The 20,884-nt window shown below is 75.5% G+C and carries 15 protein-coding genes; 11 read left to right on the forward strand and 4 right to left on the reverse strand.

All coding sequences use genetic code 11. The features are described from left to right. Window positions 1–67: 67 nt before the first annotated feature. The 4 genes from rfbB to NPS70_RS11380 form a co-directional block, all read right to left on the reverse strand. The gene (gene rfbB / locus NPS70_RS11365; protein WP_256524034.1) at window positions 68–1,123 is read right to left on the reverse strand and encodes a dTDP-glucose 4,6-dehydratase; all 1,056 of its coding nucleotides are present in this window, start codon (window positions 1,121–1,123) and stop codon (window positions 68–70) included. After that, window positions 1,120–2,184, reverse strand: a complete 1,065-nt coding sequence (locus tag NPS70_RS11370) for a glucose-1-phosphate thymidylyltransferase (protein ID WP_256524035.1) — start codon at window positions 2,182–2,184, stop codon at window positions 1,120–1,122. The genes rfbB and NPS70_RS11370 overlap by 4 nt, the downstream gene beginning before the upstream one ends. Window positions 2,185–2,497: 313 nt before the next feature. After that, window positions 2,498–3,742 (reverse strand): cytochrome P450, encoded by a 1,245-nt coding sequence (locus tag NPS70_RS11375; RefSeq protein ID WP_256524036.1) that lies wholly within the window; start codon window positions 3,740–3,742, stop codon window positions 2,498–2,500. Further along, complete coding sequence (locus tag NPS70_RS11380) at window positions 3,739–5,040, reverse strand: glycosyltransferase (protein ID WP_256524037.1); 1,302 nt, start codon at window positions 5,038–5,040, stop codon at window positions 3,739–3,741. Before NPS70_RS11380 ends, NPS70_RS11375 begins: the two co-directional genes overlap by 4 nt. A gap of 473 nt (window positions 5,041–5,513) precedes the next feature. On the opposite strand from NPS70_RS11380, the gene NPS70_RS11385 reads away from it, so the two are divergent. From NPS70_RS11385 to NPS70_RS11435, 11 genes are all read left to right on the forward strand, one after another. Continuing rightward, window positions 5,514–7,025, forward strand: a complete 1,512-nt coding sequence (locus NPS70_RS11385) for an NAD(P)/FAD-dependent oxidoreductase (protein WP_256524038.1) — start codon at window positions 5,514–5,516, stop codon at window positions 7,023–7,025. Next, entirely contained in the window at window positions 7,022–10,372 is a 3,351-nt protein-coding gene (locus tag NPS70_RS11390) for a ferritin-like domain-containing protein (RefSeq protein ID WP_256524039.1), read from the forward strand. Before NPS70_RS11385 ends, NPS70_RS11390 begins: the two co-directional genes overlap by 4 nt. Before the next feature lie 102 nt (window positions 10,373–10,474). After that, window positions 10,475–11,827: a cytochrome P450 gene (locus NPS70_RS11395; RefSeq protein WP_256524041.1), complete on the forward strand. Its 1,353-nt coding sequence runs from the start codon at window positions 10,475–10,477 to the stop codon at window positions 11,825–11,827. Next, window positions 11,824–12,657: a cyclopropane-fatty-acyl-phospholipid synthase family protein gene (locus NPS70_RS11400; protein ID WP_256524042.1), complete on the forward strand. Its 834-nt coding sequence runs from the start codon at window positions 11,824–11,826 to the stop codon at window positions 12,655–12,657. Before NPS70_RS11395 ends, NPS70_RS11400 begins: the two co-directional genes overlap by 4 nt. A 69-nt stretch (window positions 12,658–12,726) precedes the next feature. Continuing rightward, window positions 12,727–14,160: an NDP-hexose 2,3-dehydratase family protein gene (locus NPS70_RS11405; protein WP_256524043.1), complete on the forward strand. Its 1,434-nt coding sequence runs from the start codon at window positions 12,727–12,729 to the stop codon at window positions 14,158–14,160. A gap of 1 nt (window position 14,161) precedes the next feature. After that, the gene (locus NPS70_RS11410) at window positions 14,162–15,157 is read left to right on the forward strand and encodes an NAD(P)-dependent oxidoreductase (RefSeq protein ID WP_256524044.1); all 996 of its coding nucleotides are present in this window, start codon (window positions 14,162–14,164) and stop codon (window positions 15,155–15,157) included. An 82-nt stretch (window positions 15,158–15,239) separates the two neighbouring features. Continuing rightward, a complete protein-coding gene (locus NPS70_RS11415; RefSeq protein WP_256524045.1) occupies window positions 15,240–16,349 on the forward strand; it encodes a DegT/DnrJ/EryC1/StrS aminotransferase family protein in 1,110 nt (369 codons plus the stop codon). Window positions 16,350–16,428: 79 nt separating this feature from the next. Then, a complete protein-coding gene (locus NPS70_RS11420) occupies window positions 16,429–17,055 on the forward strand; it encodes a dTDP-4-dehydrorhamnose 3,5-epimerase family protein (RefSeq protein ID WP_256524046.1) in 627 nt (208 codons plus the stop codon). 322 nt (window positions 17,056–17,377) lie between these two features. Beyond that, window positions 17,378–18,223 carry a cyclopropane-fatty-acyl-phospholipid synthase family protein gene (locus NPS70_RS11425; protein WP_256524047.1) on the forward strand — a complete coding sequence of 282 codons (846 nt, stop codon included), beginning with the start codon at window positions 17,378–17,380 and terminating at the stop codon, window positions 18,221–18,223. A 159-nt stretch (window positions 18,224–18,382) separates the two neighbouring features. After that, window positions 18,383–19,990, forward strand: a complete 1,608-nt coding sequence (locus NPS70_RS11430) for an FAD-dependent monooxygenase (RefSeq protein ID WP_256524048.1) — start codon at window positions 18,383–18,385, stop codon at window positions 19,988–19,990. Between the two features lie 129 nt (window positions 19,991–20,119). After that, the gene (locus tag NPS70_RS11435) at window positions 20,120–20,845 is read left to right on the forward strand and encodes a hypothetical protein (protein ID WP_256524049.1); all 726 of its coding nucleotides are present in this window, start codon (window positions 20,120–20,122) and stop codon (window positions 20,843–20,845) included. The last annotated feature ends 39 nt before the right edge of the window (window positions 20,846–20,884 follow it).

Raw genomic sequence — 20,884 nt, forward strand, 5'->3', positions numbered from 1 at the left:
CCGGGCGGGGGCCGGGGCGGCCCGGGCGCACCCGCCCGGGGCGCCTCGCCCCGCCGGTCCCCGCCGCTCACCGTGCGGCCGCGGCGCGTTCCGCGGCGCGGCCGTCCTCCGGGGGCCGGTCAGGGCCCCTGCCACCGGCCGTGCCGTCCGCGGTGCCGCGGCTCCCGCCGAGGCCCTCGCCGTCGCGCCGGAGCGGTTCCCACCACGCCCGGTGGGCTGCGTACCAGGCGACGGTCTCGGCGAGCCCGCGCTCGAAGGGCACCCGGGGCGTGTACCCGAGTGCCCGCAGCCGGGCGTCGTCCAGCGAGTAGCGCCGGTCGTGGCCCTTGCGGTCGGGCACCCGCCGGACCCGCCCCCGGTCCGCGCCCAGCGCGTCCAGCAGCCGGCCGGTGAGTTCCAGGTTGGTCAGCTCGGCCGTCCCGGCCACGTGGTAGACCTCGCCCGGCTCCCCGCGCTCGGCGACCAGGTGGACGGCCCGGCAGTGGTCGTCGACGTGGATCCAGTCGCGCACGTTGCCGCCGTCGCCGTACAGCGGCACGTCCAGGCCGTCGAGCAGACGGGTGACGAACAGCGGGACGACCTTCTCCGGGAACTGGTACGGCCCGTAGTTGTTGCCGCAGCGGGTGACGCTGACGGGCAGCCCGTGGGTGCGTGCGTAGGCGAGCGCGATCAGGTCCCCGCCCGCCTTGGAGGCGGCGTAGGGCGAGTTCGGGCTGAGCGGGGCGCTCTCGTCCCAGGAGCCGTCCGCGATGCTGCCGTACACCTCGTCCGTGGAGACGTGGACGATCCTGGGCGTGGCGGCGTCCAGGCAGGCCTGCATGAGGGTCCCCACACCGAGGACGTTGGTGCGGACGAACGCGTCCGCCTCGGCGATCGAGCGGTCGACGTGCGACTCCGCGGCGAAGTTGACGACGAGGTCGTGGCCGGGCACCACCTCCGCCAGCAGCCCGGCGTCGCAGACGTCGCCGTGGACGAACGTGAACCGCCCCTCGACGGGGGCGAGGTTGGCCGGGTTCCCGGCGTAGGTCAGCTTGTCGAGGACGGTCACCGCGGCCCGGTGGGCGAGGGTGCGCACGAAGTGCGAGCCGATGAAGCCGGCACCGCCGGTCACGAGGATCCTCACGAGGTCACCTGCACCTTGCTGTGGTCGCCCAGGACGAGTCGGTGCGCGCGCAGCACACCGGGTGTCGAACTCACCTCGACGTCGCGTCCGATGAGGGAGCGCTCGACCCTGCGCACGCCGGTCAGGGACGCCCCGCGCAGCACGATGGAGTACTCGACCTCGCTGTCGACCACCGTGCAGTCGCGGTCGACGGAGGTGAACGGGCCGATGTAGGAGTCCCGGACCAGCGTGCCCGCCGCGACGACGACCGGGCCGACGATCCGCGAGCCGGTGACGACCGCCCCCTTCTCGACGACGACGCGGCCGACGAGTTCGCTCTCCCGGACCTCGCCGGCGCAGTCGGCCTCGACCCCGTCCAGCACCAGGCGGTTGACCTCCAGCATGTCGGCGACGTTCCCGGTGTCCTTCCAGTAGCCGGAGACGAGGGTGGAGTCCACCCGGCACCCGGCGTCGACGAGTTCCTGGATCGCGTCGGTGATCTCCAGTTCGCCGCGCCGGGACGGGCGAAGGCGGCGCACCGCCTCGTGCACCCGGGAGGTGAAGAGGTACACCCCGACCAGCGCGAGGTCGCTCCTGGGCCGGCGCGGCTTCTCCTCCAGGCCGACCACCCGGCCCCGGGCGTCCAGTTCGACGACGCCGAAGGCGCGCGGGTCGCCGACGCGGGTCAGCATGATCTGGGCGTCCGGGCGCCTGGCCCGGAAGCGTTCCACGAGACCGGTGATACCGCCGACGATGAAGTTGTCGCCGAGGTACATCACGAAGTCGTCCTCACCGAGGTAGTCCCGGGCGACCCCGACCGCGTGGGCCAGGCCCAGCGGGGCCTCCTGCGGGACGTAGGTGACGTCGAGGCCGAAGCGGGAGCCGTCGCCGACCGCGTTCTCGATCTCGGCGGCCCGGTCGCCGACGACGATGCCCACCTCGCGGATGCCCGCCTCGGCGATCGACTCCAGTCCGTAGAAGAGGACCGGCTTGTTGGCGACGGGCACCAGCTGCTTCGCCGAGGTGTGCGTGATCGGCCGCAGTCGCGAGCCGGACCCTCCGGCCAGTACCAGCGCCTTCACCGGATCCCCCCGCCCCGGACGGACCGCGGGAGGGGTGCCGGGGCGGCCACCGCACCGGACCGCGCCGCCCCGTGGGCGCCGCCGGGGGTACGGGAGCGGGGCGCGCGGGGCGCCGTCCGCCCCGGCGGGCCGCCACGGGCCGCCGGGATGCGGCCGGCGCCCGCACCGCGGGTCGCCGGCCGGTCGGTCACAGAGCTTCGAGCCATCGTCTCCCCGATCCCTGGAAGGAACGTCCGTGGTCGGGACGGCCGCGGCGGGGACGCCCGGTGGCCGGGCGTCCCCGCCGCATCCGCCGCCCGCGTGGACACCGTGCTCAGCCCACCTCGGCGGGCAGCACGATCATCCGGCGGATCATCCACTCCGACTCCCACTCCACACCGCCGCCCGCCTGGGTCTCCGTCGCCGGGCTCAGCCTCGCCTCGGGGAAACGCCGCAGGAACCCGCGCAGCGCGATCTGCGCCTCCAGCCGGGCGAGCGAGGCCCCGATGCAGTAGTGCATGCCGAGGCCGAAGGAGAGGTGGCCCCTGCCCTGGCGCTCGGGCGAGAAGCAGTCCGGGCCCTCCTCCGGGCCCCGGTTCGCCGCGGCCAGGTTGACCTGCACCGGGGCGCCCTCGGGGATGAGGTAGCCGCCGAGGTCGATGTCCTCGGTGGCGAACCGCCAGGTCGGGTGCGGGAACGGAGGATGCACCCGCAGGGCCTCCTCCACCCACCCCTTGATCTCCTCGTCGGTCCGCGGCCGCTCCTCCGGCGGGCGCCGCAGGGCCTCGTAGAGCGAGGCGGAGATCAGGCTGCCGGTGGTCTCGTACCCGGTGATGATCATCGCGAAGGTCCAGACGATGGCCTCGCCCTCGGTGACCTGGTCCTCCGGGGAGTCGGCCGGGGCGAGCAGGTCCGTGATCACTCCCTCGCGCAGCGGCGCGGGGTCGCGCACCCAGCTCTCCACGGCCCCGTACAGCGCGCCGACCGCCGCCCCGCGCGCGGGGTAGTCGTCCGAGTAGAGGATGACGTCGGTGATGCTGCGCAGCCGGCGCTCCGCCTCCAGCGGCAGGCCCAGCATCTCCGAGATGAAGGCCAGCGGGATCCGGTGGGTGTACGCGGTGACGACGTTGACCTCGGCGGACTCCGTGGAGCGGGACGCCTCCAGTTCGTCGAGGAAGCCGCCCACCTTGGCCTCGACCCGCTCGCCCCACCGCTCGGTGTTCCGCGGGCTCAGGATCGAGGCGTGCAGCCGCCGGATGCGGGCGTGGTGCGCGCCGTCGCTCATGATCATGGTGCGGGCGAACTCCGGGTCCGGCTGGGAACCCAGCATCAGGCCCGGCTTGCGCATCCAGTCGGGGACCAGGGTCACGTCCTTGGCCAGCAGGGGGTGGGTGAGCGCGGTCCGCACCAGCTCCGGGTCGCACACCACCCAGGCGTGCCGGCCGAGGTAGGGGATCCGGACGACGGGGGCGACCCGTGCGGCGGCGAGCAGTTCGGGCATGCAGTCGAAGGGCCCCGGGTCGGTCGGCATATGCGCCTCGGGGGCCTCCGCCAGGCCGGTCTTGGTCGTGACGTTCACCGTGTGACACCTCCGGTGGGGATCTGGCCCTGGGAATCGGCCATGGACTCGATGAGTTCGGCGGCGCGCCGCGGTGCGTCGCTGTCGCGGTACTCGCGGGCCAGCTCCTGGGCCCGGCGCCGGTAGCGCCCGTCGTGGAGCACGCTGGACACCGCCTGGCGCAGCCGGGTCTCGGACACGGCGCGCCGCTGGACGACGACGCCGGCCCCGGACCACTTCACCCGCGCCGCGACGTCGGGCTTCTCCTCCGAGCCCGGCACGACGACGAGCGGGACGCCGTGCGCCAGCGCGGCGTTGGCCCCGTTGTAGCCGCCGTTGGTGACCATCACGTCCACGTGGGGCAGCAGGTGGTGGTAGGGGACGTAGCGCTCCACCCGCACGTTGGCGGGCAGCGGCCCGAGGCGTTCGGCGGGCACCTCGCTCCCGGTGGTGACGACGACGAGGGCGTCCTGGCCGGCCAGGGACCGCAGGGCGGGGACGAGCAGCCAGTCGACGTCGTTGGCGGTGGTGCCCTGGGTGAGCAGCACCACCGGGCGGTCGTCCGTCAGCTCGTCCCACCAGGTGGGCGGCTCGAAGTGCTCCGGGGGGAGCCCGAGGAGGCCGCCGACGAAGTGGGTGCCGGGCAGCAGGTCGCTGCGCGGGTACTCGAAGGAGGGCACGGTGCCCACCAGGTACAGCGCGGGCGGGCGGGTGATGTTCTCCATCGCGCCCGCGCGCAGCCGGGGCAGGCCCACCTCGGCGCGCACCCGGTCCGCCTCCCGGCGGATGCCCCGCATGGCGACGTTGTCGCCGAGGAACCGGAGCACCGCGTTGCGCGCGCGGCCCAGCGGCGTGGCGCTCGGCGGCAGGCCCCAGCCGATGGGGGCGGTGTCCCTGCTGCCCAGGATGTAGACGGAGTTGGCGAGCCAGGCGAGCGGGAGGCCGGTGCGCTCGGCGGCGAAGCAGGCGCCGTAGCACATGTCGTCGGCGAGGATGCAGTCCGCCGGGAAGCGCCGGAGCACCTCCAGCAGGTCCTCCATCTGGCGTGGCGCGGTCCGGTAGAAGATGTCCCGGACGCCGACGGTGAAGCTGGTCAGCCCGGCCAGCCCGGCGTGGGCGGGGAAGGCCTCCTCGCGGCTCTTGCCGCCGAAGTCGAGTTCGGGGCTCATGGGCTCGAAGCGGGCTCCGGCCTGCTCCACCTGTCCCTGGAACGACCGGCCCGTGTACCAGCGCACCTCGTGCCCGCGCAGGGTGAGTTCGCGGGCGACGTCCAGGATGCCGACGACATGCCCGGGTGCCGGTGTGGTTGCGATCAACACGCGTGCCAACGTCGCCTCCGTGGGGTCTGGTGCGCGGGTGGGCCGGTCCGGCCGGGTCCCGCCGGGTGGGCCGGGGTGCCCGCGGGTCGGACCGGGTGCGGTCCGCGGCGGGCCCTGCTCCGGGCGGGAGCCGTGCACGGGCGCGCCGGCCGGTGCGGGGCACGGCCGGGCGCTCCGGTCACGCAGGCCAGCATCGCCCCGTCCGGGGCGCCGGACCGCGGGGCGGGTGAAACCCTGCGCACTCGCGCAGGGTGGCCCGGCGGCGGGGGTGCGATCCGGGCGCCGCGGGGGCGGCCAACCCGTCCGCCCGGGGGCCCGCCGGGGGATACGGGTGCGCCGCCGTCCGGCAAAGAATGGCCGCTGGGCACTTCCCGGCACGCCCCCTCCCGGCCCCTCGCGGCGGCGGGCGGCACGGCCGGGTGCATCCGGACACATGCTCCCGGCCATGGACATCGCGCAGTTGGAGGACACCTGTGGCGGCACCCTTGCAGGAGATGGACGGGCAGGACGGCGCCGTCGGTGAGCCGAAGAAGGTGACCGTCATCGGCGCCGGCATCGCCGGCCTGGTGGCGGCGTACGAACTGGAGCGCCTCGGGCACGACGTGGAGGTCGTGGAGGCGAGCCAGGAGATCGGCGGCCGCATCCGCACCCACCGCTTCGGTCCCGGCGGCGCCGGGCCCTTCGCCGAGCTCGGCGCGATGCGGATTCCCGCGGGGCACCGGCTGACCATGCACTACATCGCCGAACTCGGCCTGCAGAACCGGGTGCACGAGTTCCGGACGCTGTTCTCCGACGACGCCGCCTACCTGCCGAGCTCCTCCGGCTACCTGCGGGTGCGCGACGCGCACAAGACGCTCGTCGAGGAGTTCTCCGCCGGGCTGCCCGAACGGCGCTACCGGGAGAACACCCTGCTGTTCGGCGCGTGGCTGGACGCCAGCATCAGGGCCATCGCCCCGCGGCGGTTCTACGAGGCGCTGCACGACGAGATAGACGTGGAGCTGCTCAACCTGGTCGACCACATCGACCTGTCGGCCTACCGGTCCGGCACGGCGGCGAACCGCTTCGACCTGCACGCCTTCTTCGCCGACCACCCCCGGGTGCGGTCCTTCTGCCCGCCCCGCCTGGAGCGCTTCCTGGACGACGTGCTGGACGAGACCAGCTCCACCATCGTGCGCCTGCGCGGCGGCATGGACGCGCTCCCGCGGCGGCTCGCCTCCCGTGTCCGGGGCCCGGTGCTGACCGGCCGGGAGGTGGTGGGCATCGACGTCCGGGACGACGCGGTGCGCCTGCGCATCCGGCAGGGGGCCGGGACCGTCGTCCGCTCCTGCGACTACGTCGTGTGCACGGTGCCGTTCACCGTGCTGCGGGGGATGCGGCTGACCGGCTTCGACCGGGACAAGCTGGACATCGTGCACGGGACCAAGTACTGGCCCGCCACGAAGATCGCCCTCCACTGCCGGGAGCCCTTCTGGGAGAAGGACGGCATCAGCGGCGGCGCCTCCTTTACCGGCGGGCACGTCCGGCAGACCTACTACCCGCCCGCGGAGGGCGATCCGGCGCTCGGCGCGGCCCTGCTCGCGAGCTACACCATCGGCCCGGACGCCGACGAGCTGAGCAGGCTGGGCGAACGGGAGCGCAACGAGGTCGTGCTGCGTGAACTGTCCGTGATGCACCCCGAGTTGCGGCAGGACGGGATGATCCTGGGCGTGGCGGGCCTCGCCTGGGGCGAGCGCCGCTGGGCCCTTGGCGCGGCCACGGTGCGCTGGGGCCAGGAGGCGGCACTGCGCGAGGCGGAGCGCCGGGAGGCGGCCCGGCCGCAGCGGGGGCTGTTCTTCGCCGGCGAGCACTGCTCGGCGAAACCCGCGTGGATCGAGGGGGCGATCGAGTCCGCGATCGACGCGGCCCACGAGATCGAGTGGTACGAGCCGCGTGCGAGCCGTGTGTTCGCCAGTGCCCGGCCGAGCCGCGCGGGCGGCGCGGCATGAGCGTCTTCGACCTGCCCCGGCTGCACTTCGCGGGGACGGCGCTGACCAGGCTGCCCACCGGACCGCGCGGCGGTCTCCTCGACCTGGCGACCAACACGGCGCTGACCGCCGACGGGGAGCCCTTCCCCGCGCACCGGCCGCCCGGCGAGTACCACGCCCATCTCGACCGTCTCGGGCGGGAGTCCGCCGCGCGGCAGGACGCCGGGGCCGCGGGCTCCCCGGCCGCGGAAGGCACCGGGGCCGACGGCGCGCAGGCGCGCGGCGGGTGCCCGGGCAAGGGCAGCCACTTCTCGGGCAACGGCCACTTCTCCGTCGACGCGCGGATCGTCGGCGTCGAGTGGAACACGGAGGGGGTCGACACCGGCGACCCCGTCGTCGGGCGCGCGGTGGACCTGTGGGGCCACTACAACGAGTACCTGGCCACCACGGTCAACCGGGCCCGTGTCTTCGACCTGGACCCGGCGTCGGCCTGGACCACGACGCTGATGGTCGGGCAGTTCGGCTTCGGCCGGGAGGGCCGCTCGCACGACGTCGGCTACATGGCCACCGGGGCCGTCAGCGGGTTCCACCCGCCGCGCTGGCACGACTTCGCGGCACCCGGCGACGAGTCGGCGGGCGCGGCGCACGGAGGGGACGGGGCCGCCGGGCGCGGGGCGGGACGCCCGCCGCGCTCCGTGGTCCACCAGTTCGCCGTACCCGCGAGCGAGCGGCTGAGCTGGTCGGCGGAGGCGGACGCCTCCCCGGCCGCGCGCCTGCTCCGGACCGCCGCGACCGCCCCGGACGCGGACGGCCTGGTGGTGCAGTTCGCCCTGCTGCCGCCCGCCGACGGCGGACCCGCCGACGGACCCGCCCGGTGGCGGCTGCGCGGGACGATCGCCCCCTGGCGGCCCGACGAGCCGCGCACCTACCCGGCGGGCCGGCTGCTCGTCCCGGACCCCCGCACGCCCGGCCGGGCCCGGGGCCCGCTGCGCCCCCTCACCGTCGCCGTGGCCGGGGGCCGCGTCACCCTCAACATGGTCACCGCCGTGCCCGAGGCCGACCGGGCGGCCTCGGCGGACCCCGCCCCGGGCGGCCTCGGCGACCTGGAGCTGCGGACCGCGGACAGCGACCGGCTGGTCGCCCGGGTGCCCCGGCGGGCGTACCTCGGGCCGGACACCGACCTGACGGGCGGTCTGGTGACGGTCCCCGCCGAGCTGCCCGCCGAGGCGGTGGCCGGGGAGGGGCTGCTGCTGGTGGGGACCGGGCCGGACGGTCCGGTGGTGCAGCTGCGCGAGCGCGAGGTGAACGTGCAGGTGGACGACGCCGCCCTCGTCCTGGAGCATCCGCGCGGCCCCGAGGACGACGCGTACGACACCGAGGTGCCGGTGCGGTCCTTCGTGCGGGGCCGTCCGGCCGCGGTCGAGGGGATCGGGGTGCGGCAGTTCTTCAACCCCCGTGCGCTGCCCCGCGATCCGGCCGCGCGCGCCGCCGGGGCCCGCTGCCGCGACGTCGAGACCGTCCGGCTGCGGCCCGGCCGGAGGGACGCCCCCGGCACCTGGGCGGGCTCCTGCTCCCTGGACACGGACGCCGCCGGACGGGGCTGGTTCACGCTGCGCGGAGCGGCCGCCGGCACCGCGCGCGTCCTGCTCTCCACCGGCCCCGACGACCTGCCCTGCCCGGTGGACCGGCCCGGCTCGGCGGCCCTCGGCTACGACCACGAGGACGCGCTCGGCTTCTGGCCCGGCGCAGGCCACCTGTCGGTGCGGGTGCTCCCGGACGACTGGCACCTCGCGGGCACCGGCCCGCAGGAGGCGACCTTCGACCTGGTCTACCGGGAGGTCTTCGCCCCCTACGAGCACCTGTACTCCTTCATGAAGGAGGAGGTCTTCAGCCTGGCGGACCGCTGCAAGGTGGAGACCTACGCGAAGCTCATCTGGCAGATGTGCGACCCGCGCAACAAGGCGAAGACGTACTACATGCCGCCCACGCGGGACCTGTCCGAGCCCAAGGCCCGGCTGCTGCTGAGCTACCTGCGGGCCCGCCAGGCACCGGAGGCGGTCCTGCTGCCGGGCCCCGCGGCGAAGCGCACCGGCGGGCGGATCTCCACCCGCGGGGAGCTGGTGCGGCTGCTGCGCGAGGCGGCCGCGATCGAGCTGGCCGTCATGGTCCAGTACCTGTACGCGGCGTACTCGGTGCCCACCCACGGCGCCGGGCTGGAGTACGTGCGGCGGGGCCTGTGGACGCCCGGTCAGCTGCGGCTCGCCTGCGGCGACGGCGGGGAGACCCGCGACGAGGGCATCCGCGGGATGCTCATGGGCATCGCCCGCGAGGAGATGATCCACTTCCTCCTCGTCAACAACATCCTCGTCGCGGTGGGCGAGCCCTTCCATGTGCCGCGGATCGACTTCGGGACCCTCAACCACGAGCTGCCCGTACCGCTGGACTTCTGCCTGGAGCGGCTGGGCCCCGGCAGTGTCGAGCGGTTCACCGCGATCGAGCGGCCCGGGGAGCTGACCGGCGAGGTGCTCCTGGAGGGCGGCCCCGGAGCGGCCTTCCCGGCATCCGGCGGGGGGCGGCACCCCTATGCCTCGCTCAGCGAGCTGTACGCGGAGATCCGGGAGGGCCTCCAGCGCGTCCCGGACCTGTTCCTGGTCGACAGGGGCCGGGGAGGCGGCGAGCACCACCTCTTCCTGCGGGAGTCGGTGGACCGGCGCCACCCCGACTACCAGCTGGAGGTCGACGACCTGGCCAGCGCGCTGTTCGCCGTCGACGTCATCACGGAGCAGGGCGAGGGCGGGGTGCTCGGACCGCAGGACGGCGGCGCCGAGGAGTCGCACCACGCCTCGTTCCTGCGCATCGGCGAGCTGCTGCGCGGGGCGCCCGCGGGGGACCCTCCCGGTTCCGGGCCGTGGAACCCGGCGTACCCCGTGCTGCGCAACCCCACCCTCGGGCACGGGAGCCTCGCCATGGAGGCGATCACCGACCCCGAGGCGCGGACGGTCGCGGGGCTGTTCAACCGCGCCTACGCGATGGCGCTCCGGCTGATGGTCCAGCACTTCGGCGAGCGCCCGGACGGCAGCCTGCGCCGGTCGGACCTGATGAACGCGGCGATCGACATGATGACGGGCCTGATGCGGCCGCTTGCGGAGCTGCTGGTGACCCTGCCCTCCGGGCGCCGGGGCGCGACCGCGGGGCCGACCTTCGAACTGGACGCGCCCCCCGCCCCCGTGCCCCGCCCGGACGTCGCCAGGCGCGGCATCGCGCTGCACCTCGACCGGCTGGCGGCGGAGTGCGCGAAGTGCCCCTCGGTGCCGTCCCGGGTGGGGGAGATGAGCTCCTTCTGGGCCGACCACTTCCGTCCGCGGTGAGGCCGGTCCGGGGCGCCCAGGCGCCCCGGAGCGCCGCCCCGCCCCACCGCCGGCCCCGCACGGCCGCACCCGCCGCACCGCCGACCGAAGGAGACCCACCGCATGCCATCCGCGACGCTGCCGCGGTTCGACCTGAAGGGCTGGGACGCCAGGGACATCGCGGACCCCTACCCGGTGTACCGGCGCTACCGGGAGGTCTCCCCGGTGCACCGCACCCCGGCGGCCGAGGACGGGCCCGACACGTACTACGCCTTCTCGTACGAGGCGGTCGTCCGGGTGCTGTCGAGCCGGGACTACGGCCGGGACCCGGGGACGGCGCCGCCGGGCGCCGCCGCCGCGGCACCCGTCCCCGTCCCCGCGGCCTACCGCACCCTGCGGACGGTGGTCGAGAACTGGCTGGTGTTCATGGACCCTCCGCGCCACACCGAGCTGCGCTCCCTGCTGGGCGCGGAGTTCTCCCCGGGCGTCGTCACCGGTCTGCGGCCGCGCATCGCGGCGATCGCCCGGGACCTGCTGGCACGGCTCGACGGGCGGCGGGAGGCCGACCTGGTCGAGGACTTCGCGGCCCCGTTCCCCCTCCTCGTCGTCTCCGAACTGCTCGGCGTCCCGGCCGGGGACCAGGGCTGGCTGCGCGAGCAGGCGCTGGCCCTCCAGGAGGCGGGCAGCACCCGTTCCCGGCGGGGCGGGGGCGGCTACCCGCGGGCCGAGGCCGCCGCCGCCGAGCTGGACCGCTACTTCCGCCGCGAGGCGCGGCAGCGGCTGGAGGACGACCGCGGCGACCTGCTGACCCTCCTCGTCCGCGCCCGGGACGCCGGCGGGCCGCTGAGCACGGACGCCCTGGTGGGCAGCTGCGTCCACCTGCTGACCGCCGGGCACGAGACCACCACCAACCTGCTGGCGAAGGCCGTGCTGGCACTGCGCGCGCATCCGGAGGCCCTGGCCGAGCTCCGCTCCTCCCCCGGGCTGCTCCCGGGGGCCGTCGAGGAGTTCCTCCGCCTCGACGCGCCGGTGCAGGCGGTCACCCGCTGGGCCTGCCGGGACACCCGCCTGGGCCCGTACGAGGTCCCGCGCGGCAGCAGGGTGGTCGCCCTGCTGGGCTCGGCCAACCGGGACCCGGAGCGCTTCGCGCGGCCCGACGTCCTGGACGTGCACCGCCCCGCCGACCGCCACCTGGGCTTCGGGGTGGGCATCCACTACTGCCTCGGCGCGACGCTGGCCCGCGCCGAGGCGGAGATCGGGCTCGGGGCGCTGCTCGACGCGCTCCCCGGCCTGGACCGCGGCCGCCACCGGGTCGAGTACGCCGACGACATGGTCTTCCACGGCCCGGCGCGCCTGCTGCTCGACCTGTCCGCCCCGCCCGGCCTGACCGGGCCGACCGCCCCCGAGCGACCCGCCCGCGCCGCCCCGAGCGGCGTCGGCCCTCCCCCGCAGCGCACACGAGGAAGGCACCGATGACACAGCAGCCCCAGACCGCCCCCGGGGACGTCGGCCGCACGTACGACGCCTTCGCCGAGGCCGGGACCACGAACGCCCTCGGCGGCAACATCCACGTCGGGTACTGGGCGGACGGCTCCGGCTCCGGCATCCCGGTCGACGAGGCCACCGACCGGCTGACCGACCTGGTCGCCGACCGCCTCGCCCCGGAGCGCGGCACGCACCTGCTGGACGTGGGCTGCGGCAACGGCGTCCCGGCGCTGCGCATCGCCGCCTCCCGCGGGGTGCGCGTGACGGGCGTGACCGTGAGCGCGCAGCAGGTCGGCGAGGCGTCCGCCCGGGCCCGGGACCACCGGGCCGGCGGCCGGACCGCCTTCCTGCTCGCAGACGCCGTGGACCTCCCCTTCGAGGACGCGTCCTTCGACGGCGTCCTGGCGATCGAGTCGCTGCTCCACATCGGCGACCGGACCGCCGCCCTGGCGGAGCTGCACCGCGTGGTCCGCCCGGGCGGCCGCCTGGCCGTCGCCGACCTGTGCCTGCGCAGGCCGTTCACCGGCGGCGACCGGGAACTGCTCGACGGGATGCTCGGCATGTACGAGATCGCCTCGATCAGCACCCCCGAGGAGCACCGCGCCCATCTGGCCGGGTCCGGCTGGCGGCTCGGGGAGCTGGCGGACATCGGCGAGCAGGTGCGCCCCAGCTACGGGCACGCGGCGGCCGCCTTCCGGGAGATCGCCGCCTCGCTGGACGCCCCGGCGGCGGAGCGGGTCACCGCCGCGGCCGAGCTGATGACCGCGTTCGGGGAGCACCCGGACACCGGCTACGTGCTGATCACCGCCCAGCGGACCTGACCGGGCGGGCGCTGCCGGCAGCGCCCCCCTCCGCCGAGACACCCGCAGACGCAGACAGGGAGTTCCACGATGCCGTCACGCCTCGGTCCACCGCCCCCTGCCCCGGCCGCGCTGCGCCCCCGCGAGAGCCGCGAGCAGGCCGAGCGCCTCGCCCTGTCGGCCGCGACGGCCCGCGGGGCGCACCTCGCGACCGCGGAGGTGCCCGGCTGGCTGGCCGAGCGCCGCCGGGCGCACGTCTTCCGGGTGGAGCGGATACCGCTCGCGGAGCTGGACGCGTGGTCGGCCGAACCGGGCACCGGCAACCTGGTGCACCGCAGCGGCCGCTTCTTCACCGTCGAGGGCATGCACGTGGTGGAGCACGACGGCCCCGCGGGCGACGGCCCCCGCCGCGACTGGCAGCAACCCGTCATCCGCCAGCCCGAGGTGGGCATCCTGGGCATCCTGGCCAAGGAGATCGGCGGGGTGCTGCACTTCCTGATGCAGGCCAAGATGGAGCCGGGCAACCCCAACCTGCTCCAGCTCTCCCCGACGGTGCAGGCCACCCGCAGCAACTACACCCGGGCCCACGGGGGTACGGACGTCCGCCTCGTCGACCACTTCGTCCGGCCCGACCCCGACCGGGTGATCGTCGACGTCCTCCAGTCCGAGCAGGGCTCCTGGTTCTTCCGCAAGTCCAACCGGAACATGATCGTCGAGACGGCGGACGCCGTTCCCGAACTGCCGGACTTCTGCTGGCTGACCCTGGGCCAGATCGCCGAACTCCTGCACCTGGACCTGCTGGTGAACATGAACGCGCGCACCGTGCTGTCCTGCGCGCCCTACCCGGACACCTCCCCCGGTGCGCTGCTCTCCGACGCCCAGCTGCTCTCCTGGTTCACCGGCGAACGCTCCCGCCGCGACGTACGCGCCCGCCGCGTGCCGCTCGCCTCGGTGCGCGGCTGGAAGCGGGGACCCGAGGCGATCGAGCACGAGGACGGCCGCTACTTCCGGGTGGCCGGGGTCGCGGTCCGGGGCACCAACCGCGAAGTCGCCGGGTGGACCCAGCCGTTGATCGAACCGGTGGGCACGGGGGTGACTGCCTTCCTGGTCCGCGAGGTCGGCGGCGTCGAGCACGTGCTGGTCCAGGCCCGTGCCGAGGGGGGCTTCCTGGACACGGTGGAGCTGGCACCGACGGTCCAGTGCACCCCCGGCAACCACGCCCACCTGTCCCCGGCGGAGCAGCCGCCCTTCCTCGACGCCGTCCTGGCCGCCCCGCCCCCGCGCATCCGCTACCAGGCCCTCCACTCCGAGGAGGGCGGGCGCTTCCTCGGGGCCACCAGCCGCTACCTGGTGGTCGACGCCGAGGGGACGGCGGCCGCGCTCGACCCGCCCCCGGGCTACATGTGGGCCACACCGGCGCAGCTCAGGGCGCTCACCCGGCACGGCCACTACCTCAACGTGGAGGCCCGCACGCTCCTGGCCTGCCTCAACGCCGTCGCGGCACGCACCCGGGGAGGGATGTGACATGCAGGACACCCCCACGACCGGCCCACTGGTCACCGTGCTCGGCGCCTCGGGCTTCGTCGGCTCCGCCGTCGTCCGGGCGCTGGCCGACCGCCCGGTCCGCCTGCGGCTGGTGGCACGCCGGCCCACCGCGCCGCCGCCCGGGCGGACCGCGGCGGAGGTCGTCACCGCCGACCTCACCGACCGGGCCGCGCTCGCCGAGGCCGTCGCGGGCTCCGACGCGGTGGTGCACCTGCTGCTCGGGGACGGCGGCTGGCGGGCGGCCGAGACCGACCCGGGGGCCGAGCGCGTGAACGTGGGCGTGATGCGGGACCTCGTCGAGGTACTGCGCCCGCGGGCCGGTGCGGCGCCCCCGCTGGTCGTCTACGGCGGGGCCGCCTCGCAGGTCGGCGTCCCGCCGCGGGAACCGCTCGACGGCACCGAGCCCGACCGCCCCCGGACCGCCTACGACCGGCAGAAGCTGGCCGCGGAGCGGACCCTGCTCCGGGCCACGGCGGAGGGCCGGGTCCGCGGCATCGGCCTGCGGCTGCCCACGGTGTTCGGGGAGAGCGCGGTCGCGGGCGCCGCCGACCGGGGGGTCGTCTCCGCGATGGTGCGGCGCGCGCTCTCCGGCCAGGCGCTCACCATGTGGCACGACGGCACCGTGCGGCGCGACCTGGTCCACGTCGCCGACGTCGCCGAGGCGTTCGCGGCGGCGCTCGACCACCCGGAGCCGCTGGTGGGCGGCCGCTGGCTGATCGGCGCCGGCCGGGGCGACGCCCTCGGCGAGGTCTTCCGGCTGGTCTCGCGGACCGTGGCCGACACCACCGGGAGCACGCCCGTCGCCGTGGAAGCCGTGGCGCCGCCGCCGCACGCCCCCACCACCGACTTCGAGAGCGTCACCATCGACTCCTCCCCGTTCCGGGCGGCCACCGGCTGGCAGCCCCGGACATCCCTCGCGGAGGGGCTGCGGCGCACCGTCGCCGGTCTGGCCCGGCAGGACGGCGGGCAGCGGTGAGGGCCGCGCCGTCGAGACACCACCCATCCCGGGCGCCCGGCCGCACCACGGCCCGCGCCGCAGCACTTCGAGAGGCATACGCATGACCACGCGAGTATGGGACTACCTGGCGGAGTACGAGGCCGAGCGCCGGGACATCCTCGACGCCGTCGAGACGGTCTTCGATTCGGGGCAGCTCGTGCTCGGCGCGAGCGTGCGCGGCTTCGAGGAGGAGTTCGCGGCCTACCACGGGGCGGACCACTGCGTCGGCGTCGACAACGGGACCAACGCCATCACCCTCGGGCTCCAGGCCCTCGGCATCGGGCCGGGCGACGAGGTGATCACCGTGTCGAACACCGCGGCCCCCACCGTGGTCGCCATCGACGCCGCGGGCGCCACCCCCGTCTTCGTGGACGTCCGCGCCGAGGACTTCCTCATGGACACCGACCAGGTGGCCGCGGCGGTCACGGACCGGACCCGCTGCCTGCTGCCGGTGCACCTGTACGGGCAGTGCGTGGACATGGCCCCGCTGAAGGAGCTGGCGGAGCGGCACGGGCTCGCCGTACTGGAGGACTGCGCCCAGGCGCACGGCGCCCGCCAGGGCGGCACCCCGGCCGGGACGACGGGCGACGCGGCCGCCTTCTCCTTCTACCCGACCAAGGTCCTGGGGGCCTACGGCGACGGCGGCGCCGTGCTCACCTCCGACGCCTCGGTGGACCGGCGGCTGCGGCAGCTGCGCTACTACGGCATGGAGGAGCGCTACTACACGCTCCGGACACCCGCCCACAACAGCCGCCTGGACGAGGTCCAGGCGGAGATCCTCCGCCGCAAGCTGCGGCGCCTGGACCGCTACGTCGAGGGCCGCCGCGCCGTCGCCCGCCGCTACGCCGAGGGCCTCGCCGGCACCTCGCTGGAGCTGCCGCGCACCGCCCCCGGCAACGAGCACGTGTACTACGTGTACGTGGTGCGCCACCCCCGGCGGGACGACATCATCGAGCGGCTGCGCGCCTACGACATCCACCTCAACATCAGCTACCCCTGGCCGGTGCACACCATGAGCGGCTTCGCCCACCTCGGATACGCCGAGGGCTCGCTCCCCGTCACCGAGCGGCTGGCGGGCGAGATCTTCTCGCTGCCGATGTACCCCTCGCTCCCCCGCGACCTCCAGGACAAGGTCGTCCACGCGCTGCGCGAGGTGCTGGAGACGCTGTGAGGCCGCTGGTTCCGCCCACCCCGGCGCCCCGCCGCCGGACCGCCCGCCGAGACACCACCACCGAACCCCGGGAGCAGTCATGAAGGCACGCGAACTCGCCGTCGAGGGCGCGCTGGAGTTCACCCCCCGCGTCTTCCCCGACCAAAGGGGACGGTTCCTCTCGCCGTTCCAGCGGGAGGCCTTCGAGGAGGCCCACGGCGCCCCGCTGTTCCCCGTCGCGCAGACCAACCACAGCGTGTCGCGGCGCGGCGTGGTGCGCGGCATCCACTACACCTCGACGCCTCCCGGGACCGCCAAGTACGTGTACTGCGCGCGCGGGAGGGCCCTGGACATCGTGGTCGACATCCGGGTGGGCTCGCCGACCTTCGGCCGCTGGGACGCGGTCCTGATGGACCAGGAGGACCACCGGGCCAGCTACTTCCCCGTGGGCGTGGGCCACGCCTTCGTGGCCCTGGAGGACGACACCGTGATGGCGTACATGCTCTCCGGGACCTACGTGCCCGAGAACGAACTGGCCCTGTCCGTGCTCGACCCGGCGCTCGGGCTGCCCGTCACCGGGGACTTCGAGCCCGTGTTCTCCGACCGCGACCGGGCGGCGCCCACGCTCGCCCGGGCCCGGGAGGAGGGCCTGCTGCCGGACTACGCACGCTGCCGGGAGATCGAGCGGGGGCTCGTGCCCGGTGCCGGGGTGGCCTCCGACGCCTGAGCACCCCCGCCGCCCGCCCGCGCATCCCCTGCGGCGCCCTGCCGCGGGCGGGTGCACGCGGCCCGGGCCGCCCCGCCGCCACGCGGCGGGCGCCCGGCACCCGCGTGAACGCGTGGGTTCTGCCGCACCCCGCCGCACGGCCGCCCCCGCGGCGCGATGCTGTGGACGCGGCGGTGGCCCCCCGACGGCGCCCCGGCCGCCACCGGACCGGGGCCCGGGCCGCCCCGGCGCCCACCGGGCCCGGCACCCGCGCGCCACCGGCGCCGCGGCACCGACCCGCACCCCACGAACCCCGCACCCCACGAACCGAAAGGCCGCTGCCATGACCGATCCCGCTGTGAACACGCCCGTCCCGGAGGCCGTCGGCGAGCTGTACGACCGGCTCACGCTGAACGCCATGCGGGAGGGCACCTTCAACCCCAATGTGCACATCGGCTACTGGGACACCCCGGACTCCGAGGCGTCGATCGAGGACGCGATGGACCGCCTCACCGACGTGTTCATCGAGCGGATGGGCGTGGACGGCTCCTCGCACGTCCTGGACCTGGGCTGCGGCGTGGGCGGCCCCGGCCTGCGAGTGGTGGACCGCACCGGCGCACGGGTCACCGGCATCAGCATCAGCGAGGAGCAGATCAGGACGGCGAACCGCCTGGCGGCCGAGGCGGGGGTCGCCGACCGGGCCGTCTTCCAGCACGGCGACGCGATGAAGCTGCCCTTCGCGGACGGTTCCTTCGACGCGGTGATGGCGCTGGAGTCGCTCTGCCACATGCCGGACCGGGAGCAGGTGCTGGCCGAGATATCCCGGGTGCTCGTCCCCGGCGGCCGGCTCGTCCTCACCGACGTCTTCGAGCGCGCGCCGCGCAAGGAGGTGCGCCACCCGGGCATCGACAGCTTCTGCCGCGGGCTGATGGCGACGATGGCGGACGTGGACGACTACGTCCCCATGCTCCACCGCACCGGTCTGCGGGTGCGCGAGCTGCTCGACGTCACCGAGCAGACCACCCTGCGCACCGGCCGGGAGCTGACCGACCCGGCCGGTGCGTCCGGGGAGCGCCCCGCGGCCCTGGACGAGGGCAACTTCGGCTTCGGGGAGGCCGCGTTCCACCCCGCGGACCTGGCGGGCGTGGACGACTTCGGCTGCCTGCTGGTCACGGCCGAGCGCCCCTGAGCCCCGGCGGGCTCCGGGAGGGTCCGTCCCGCCCTCCCGGAGCCCCCGGCCCGGCCCGCACCGCGGCCGGGCCGCGGTGCGGGCGCCCCGCGCCCCGGTGACCACCCCACGAGCGACCGGGACGCCCCGGACGGACCCATGAGGAAGGGCAGGAACGCTATGAGGCATTCCGGTGCACGGACCGACGTGCTGATCGCGGGAGGCGGCCCCGTCGGGATGGCGCTGGCCCTGGACCTGGCCTACCGCGGGATCGACTGCATGGTCGCCGACGCGGGGGACGGCACGGTCCGGCACCCCAAGGTGAGCACGATCGGCCCGAGGTCGATGGAGCTGTTCCGCCGCTGGGGACTCGCCGGGGCCATCCGGGACGCCGGCTGGCCGGCCGACCACCCGCTGGACATCGCCTGGGTGACCCGGGTCGGCGGCCACGAGGTGTACCGCTACCGGCGCGGCACCGCGGGCGACCGCCCGGCCTTCGCGCACACGCCGGAGCCCGACCAGATCTGCCCCGCGCACTGGCTGAACCCGGTCCTGACCCGGGCCGTGGGCGTCCGCCCCCACGGTCCGCTGCGGCTGAACACCACCGTCGAGCGGGTGGAGCAGAGCGGTGAGCACGTCGACGCCGTGCTCACCGACCACGCCGCCGGCACGAGCGGCACGGTCCGGGCGCGGTACCTCGTCGCCTGCGACGGGGCGGCCTCGCCGATCCGCCGGGCCTGCGGCATCGAGGCACCGCCGCGCCACCGGCCGCAGGTCTTCCGCAACATCCTCTTCCGGGCCCCCGGGCTGCGGGAGCGCCTGGGCGAACGGGCCGCGCTCGTCTACTTCCTGATGCTCTCCCCGACCCTGCGCTTCCCGCTCCGTTCGCTGGACGGCAGCGACCTGTACAACCTGGTGGTGGGCGCCGACGAGGTGGCCCGCGTCGGCGCCGAGGAGCTGATCCGGCAGGCCGTCGCCCTCGACGTCCCCGTGGAACTGCTCGGCGACGGCGAGTGGCACCTGACCCACCGGGTCGCCGACCGCTACCGCGCCGGGCGCGTCCTCCTCGCGGGCGACGCGGCGCACACCCTGTCGCCGTCCGGCGGCTTCGGACTCAACACCGGAATCGCCGACGCCGCCGACCTCGGCTGGAAACTCGCCGCGACCCTCGACGGCTGGGCCGGTCCCCGACTGCTCGACACCTACGAGGCGGAGCGCAGGCCGATCGCCGTCGAGAGCCTCGACGAGGCCAACCGGAACCTCCAGCGCACCCTGGGCCGGGAGCTGCCGTCCGGCATCCTGGCGGACGGGCCCGAGGGCGACCGGGCCCGGGCCGAGACCGCCGAACGCCTGAAAAGCAGCGGCGCGCGACGCGAGTTCGACGCCCCGGAGATCCACTTCGGGCTGCGCTACCGCTCGCCGCTGATCGTCGAGGACCCCGAGGTGCCGGTGCGCCACGGCAGGCCGACGGCCGACTGGCGTCCCGGCAGCGAACCCGGCTACCGCGCCGCACACGCCTGGTGGGAGGAGTCGACCTCGACCCTGGACCTGTTCGGGCGCGGCTTCGTGCTGCTGGTCCTCACCGGGCAGGCGGAGACGGACGCGGTGGAGCGCGCCTTCGCCGGGAGGGGGGTGCCGCTGACCGTCCACCGCGGGGGCGGCGAGGAGGTGGCCAAGCTGTACGAGCGGGCCTTCGTGCTGGTCCGGCCGGACGGCCATGTCGCCTGGCGCGGCGACGCCCTGCCCGGGGACCCGGCGGCGCTCGCGGACACGGTGCGGGGAGCCTGACCGTATCCGGCGGGGCGTCAGGTCCCGTGCGGCCGCGGCCCGCGAGGGCGGGCCGCGGTCGGCCACCGGGCCCGTCCGCGGCGGGCCGCGCCGGACCGCGCCGAAGGCGGTATCGGCTACCGTGCACGGATGTCCCGGACACATGCATACGGCAGGTACCGGACCGGCGGGCTGTGGGCGGGGGCGGGGGTCTCCCTCACCGTCGTGCTGGTGGGCTCCCTGGTCGCGCTCTTCGGCATGCTGGAGTTCGACGAGCGGTGCATGCAGGGGCAGGTGCAGGGGCCCGGCGGGCTCCGGCGGGTGCGCTACCGGGCGTATCCCCCGGCCACCGTCTGCGAGTTCCAGGGCGGGGAGGTGTCGTCCGTCGGGAGCGGCACGGTGCTGGCCGTGCTGCTCTGGGCGGCGATGGGCGTGCTGGTGGTCTGCCTGCTGGGGGCGCTCCTCGCGGAGTGCTTCGCCCCGCGCCCCGGCGGCCCGCTGGTGGTGCCGACGACTCCGGCCGCGGGCCTGCGCCGTACGGGGGCGATGCTGCTGTCGATGGGCTCCGCCTTCCTGCTCCTCTACGTGCCCGTCGGGTGGCCGCTGCTCACGGGGCCGTCCTCGGCCTGTGCGGCGGGCGGGGGGTGGGGTGCGCATCCCCCGGCCACCCTGGAGTACGGGTTCTTCCCTCCTCAGGCCACGTGCCGGTACGCCAGCGGCAGGACCGGGCACCTGAACGCGGACTGGCTGGCGAACCTGGCGGTCCTGCCCGCGGTGCCGACGCTGATCGCCGCGGCGGCCTTCGGACTGGCCCTGCGCCGCTGGTCCGAAGAGCGGCGGACATCGGCGGGCGGGGCCCGCGTGCCCGGCGGGTGACCGCGCGTGCGGCAGCCCGGGACCCGGGCGGGCCGGGGG

This window comes from Streptomyces sp. C10-9-1 (genome assembly GCF_024497955.1).
GTDB lineage: Bacteria > Actinomycetota > Actinomycetes > Streptomycetales > Streptomycetaceae > Streptomyces > Streptomyces sanyensis.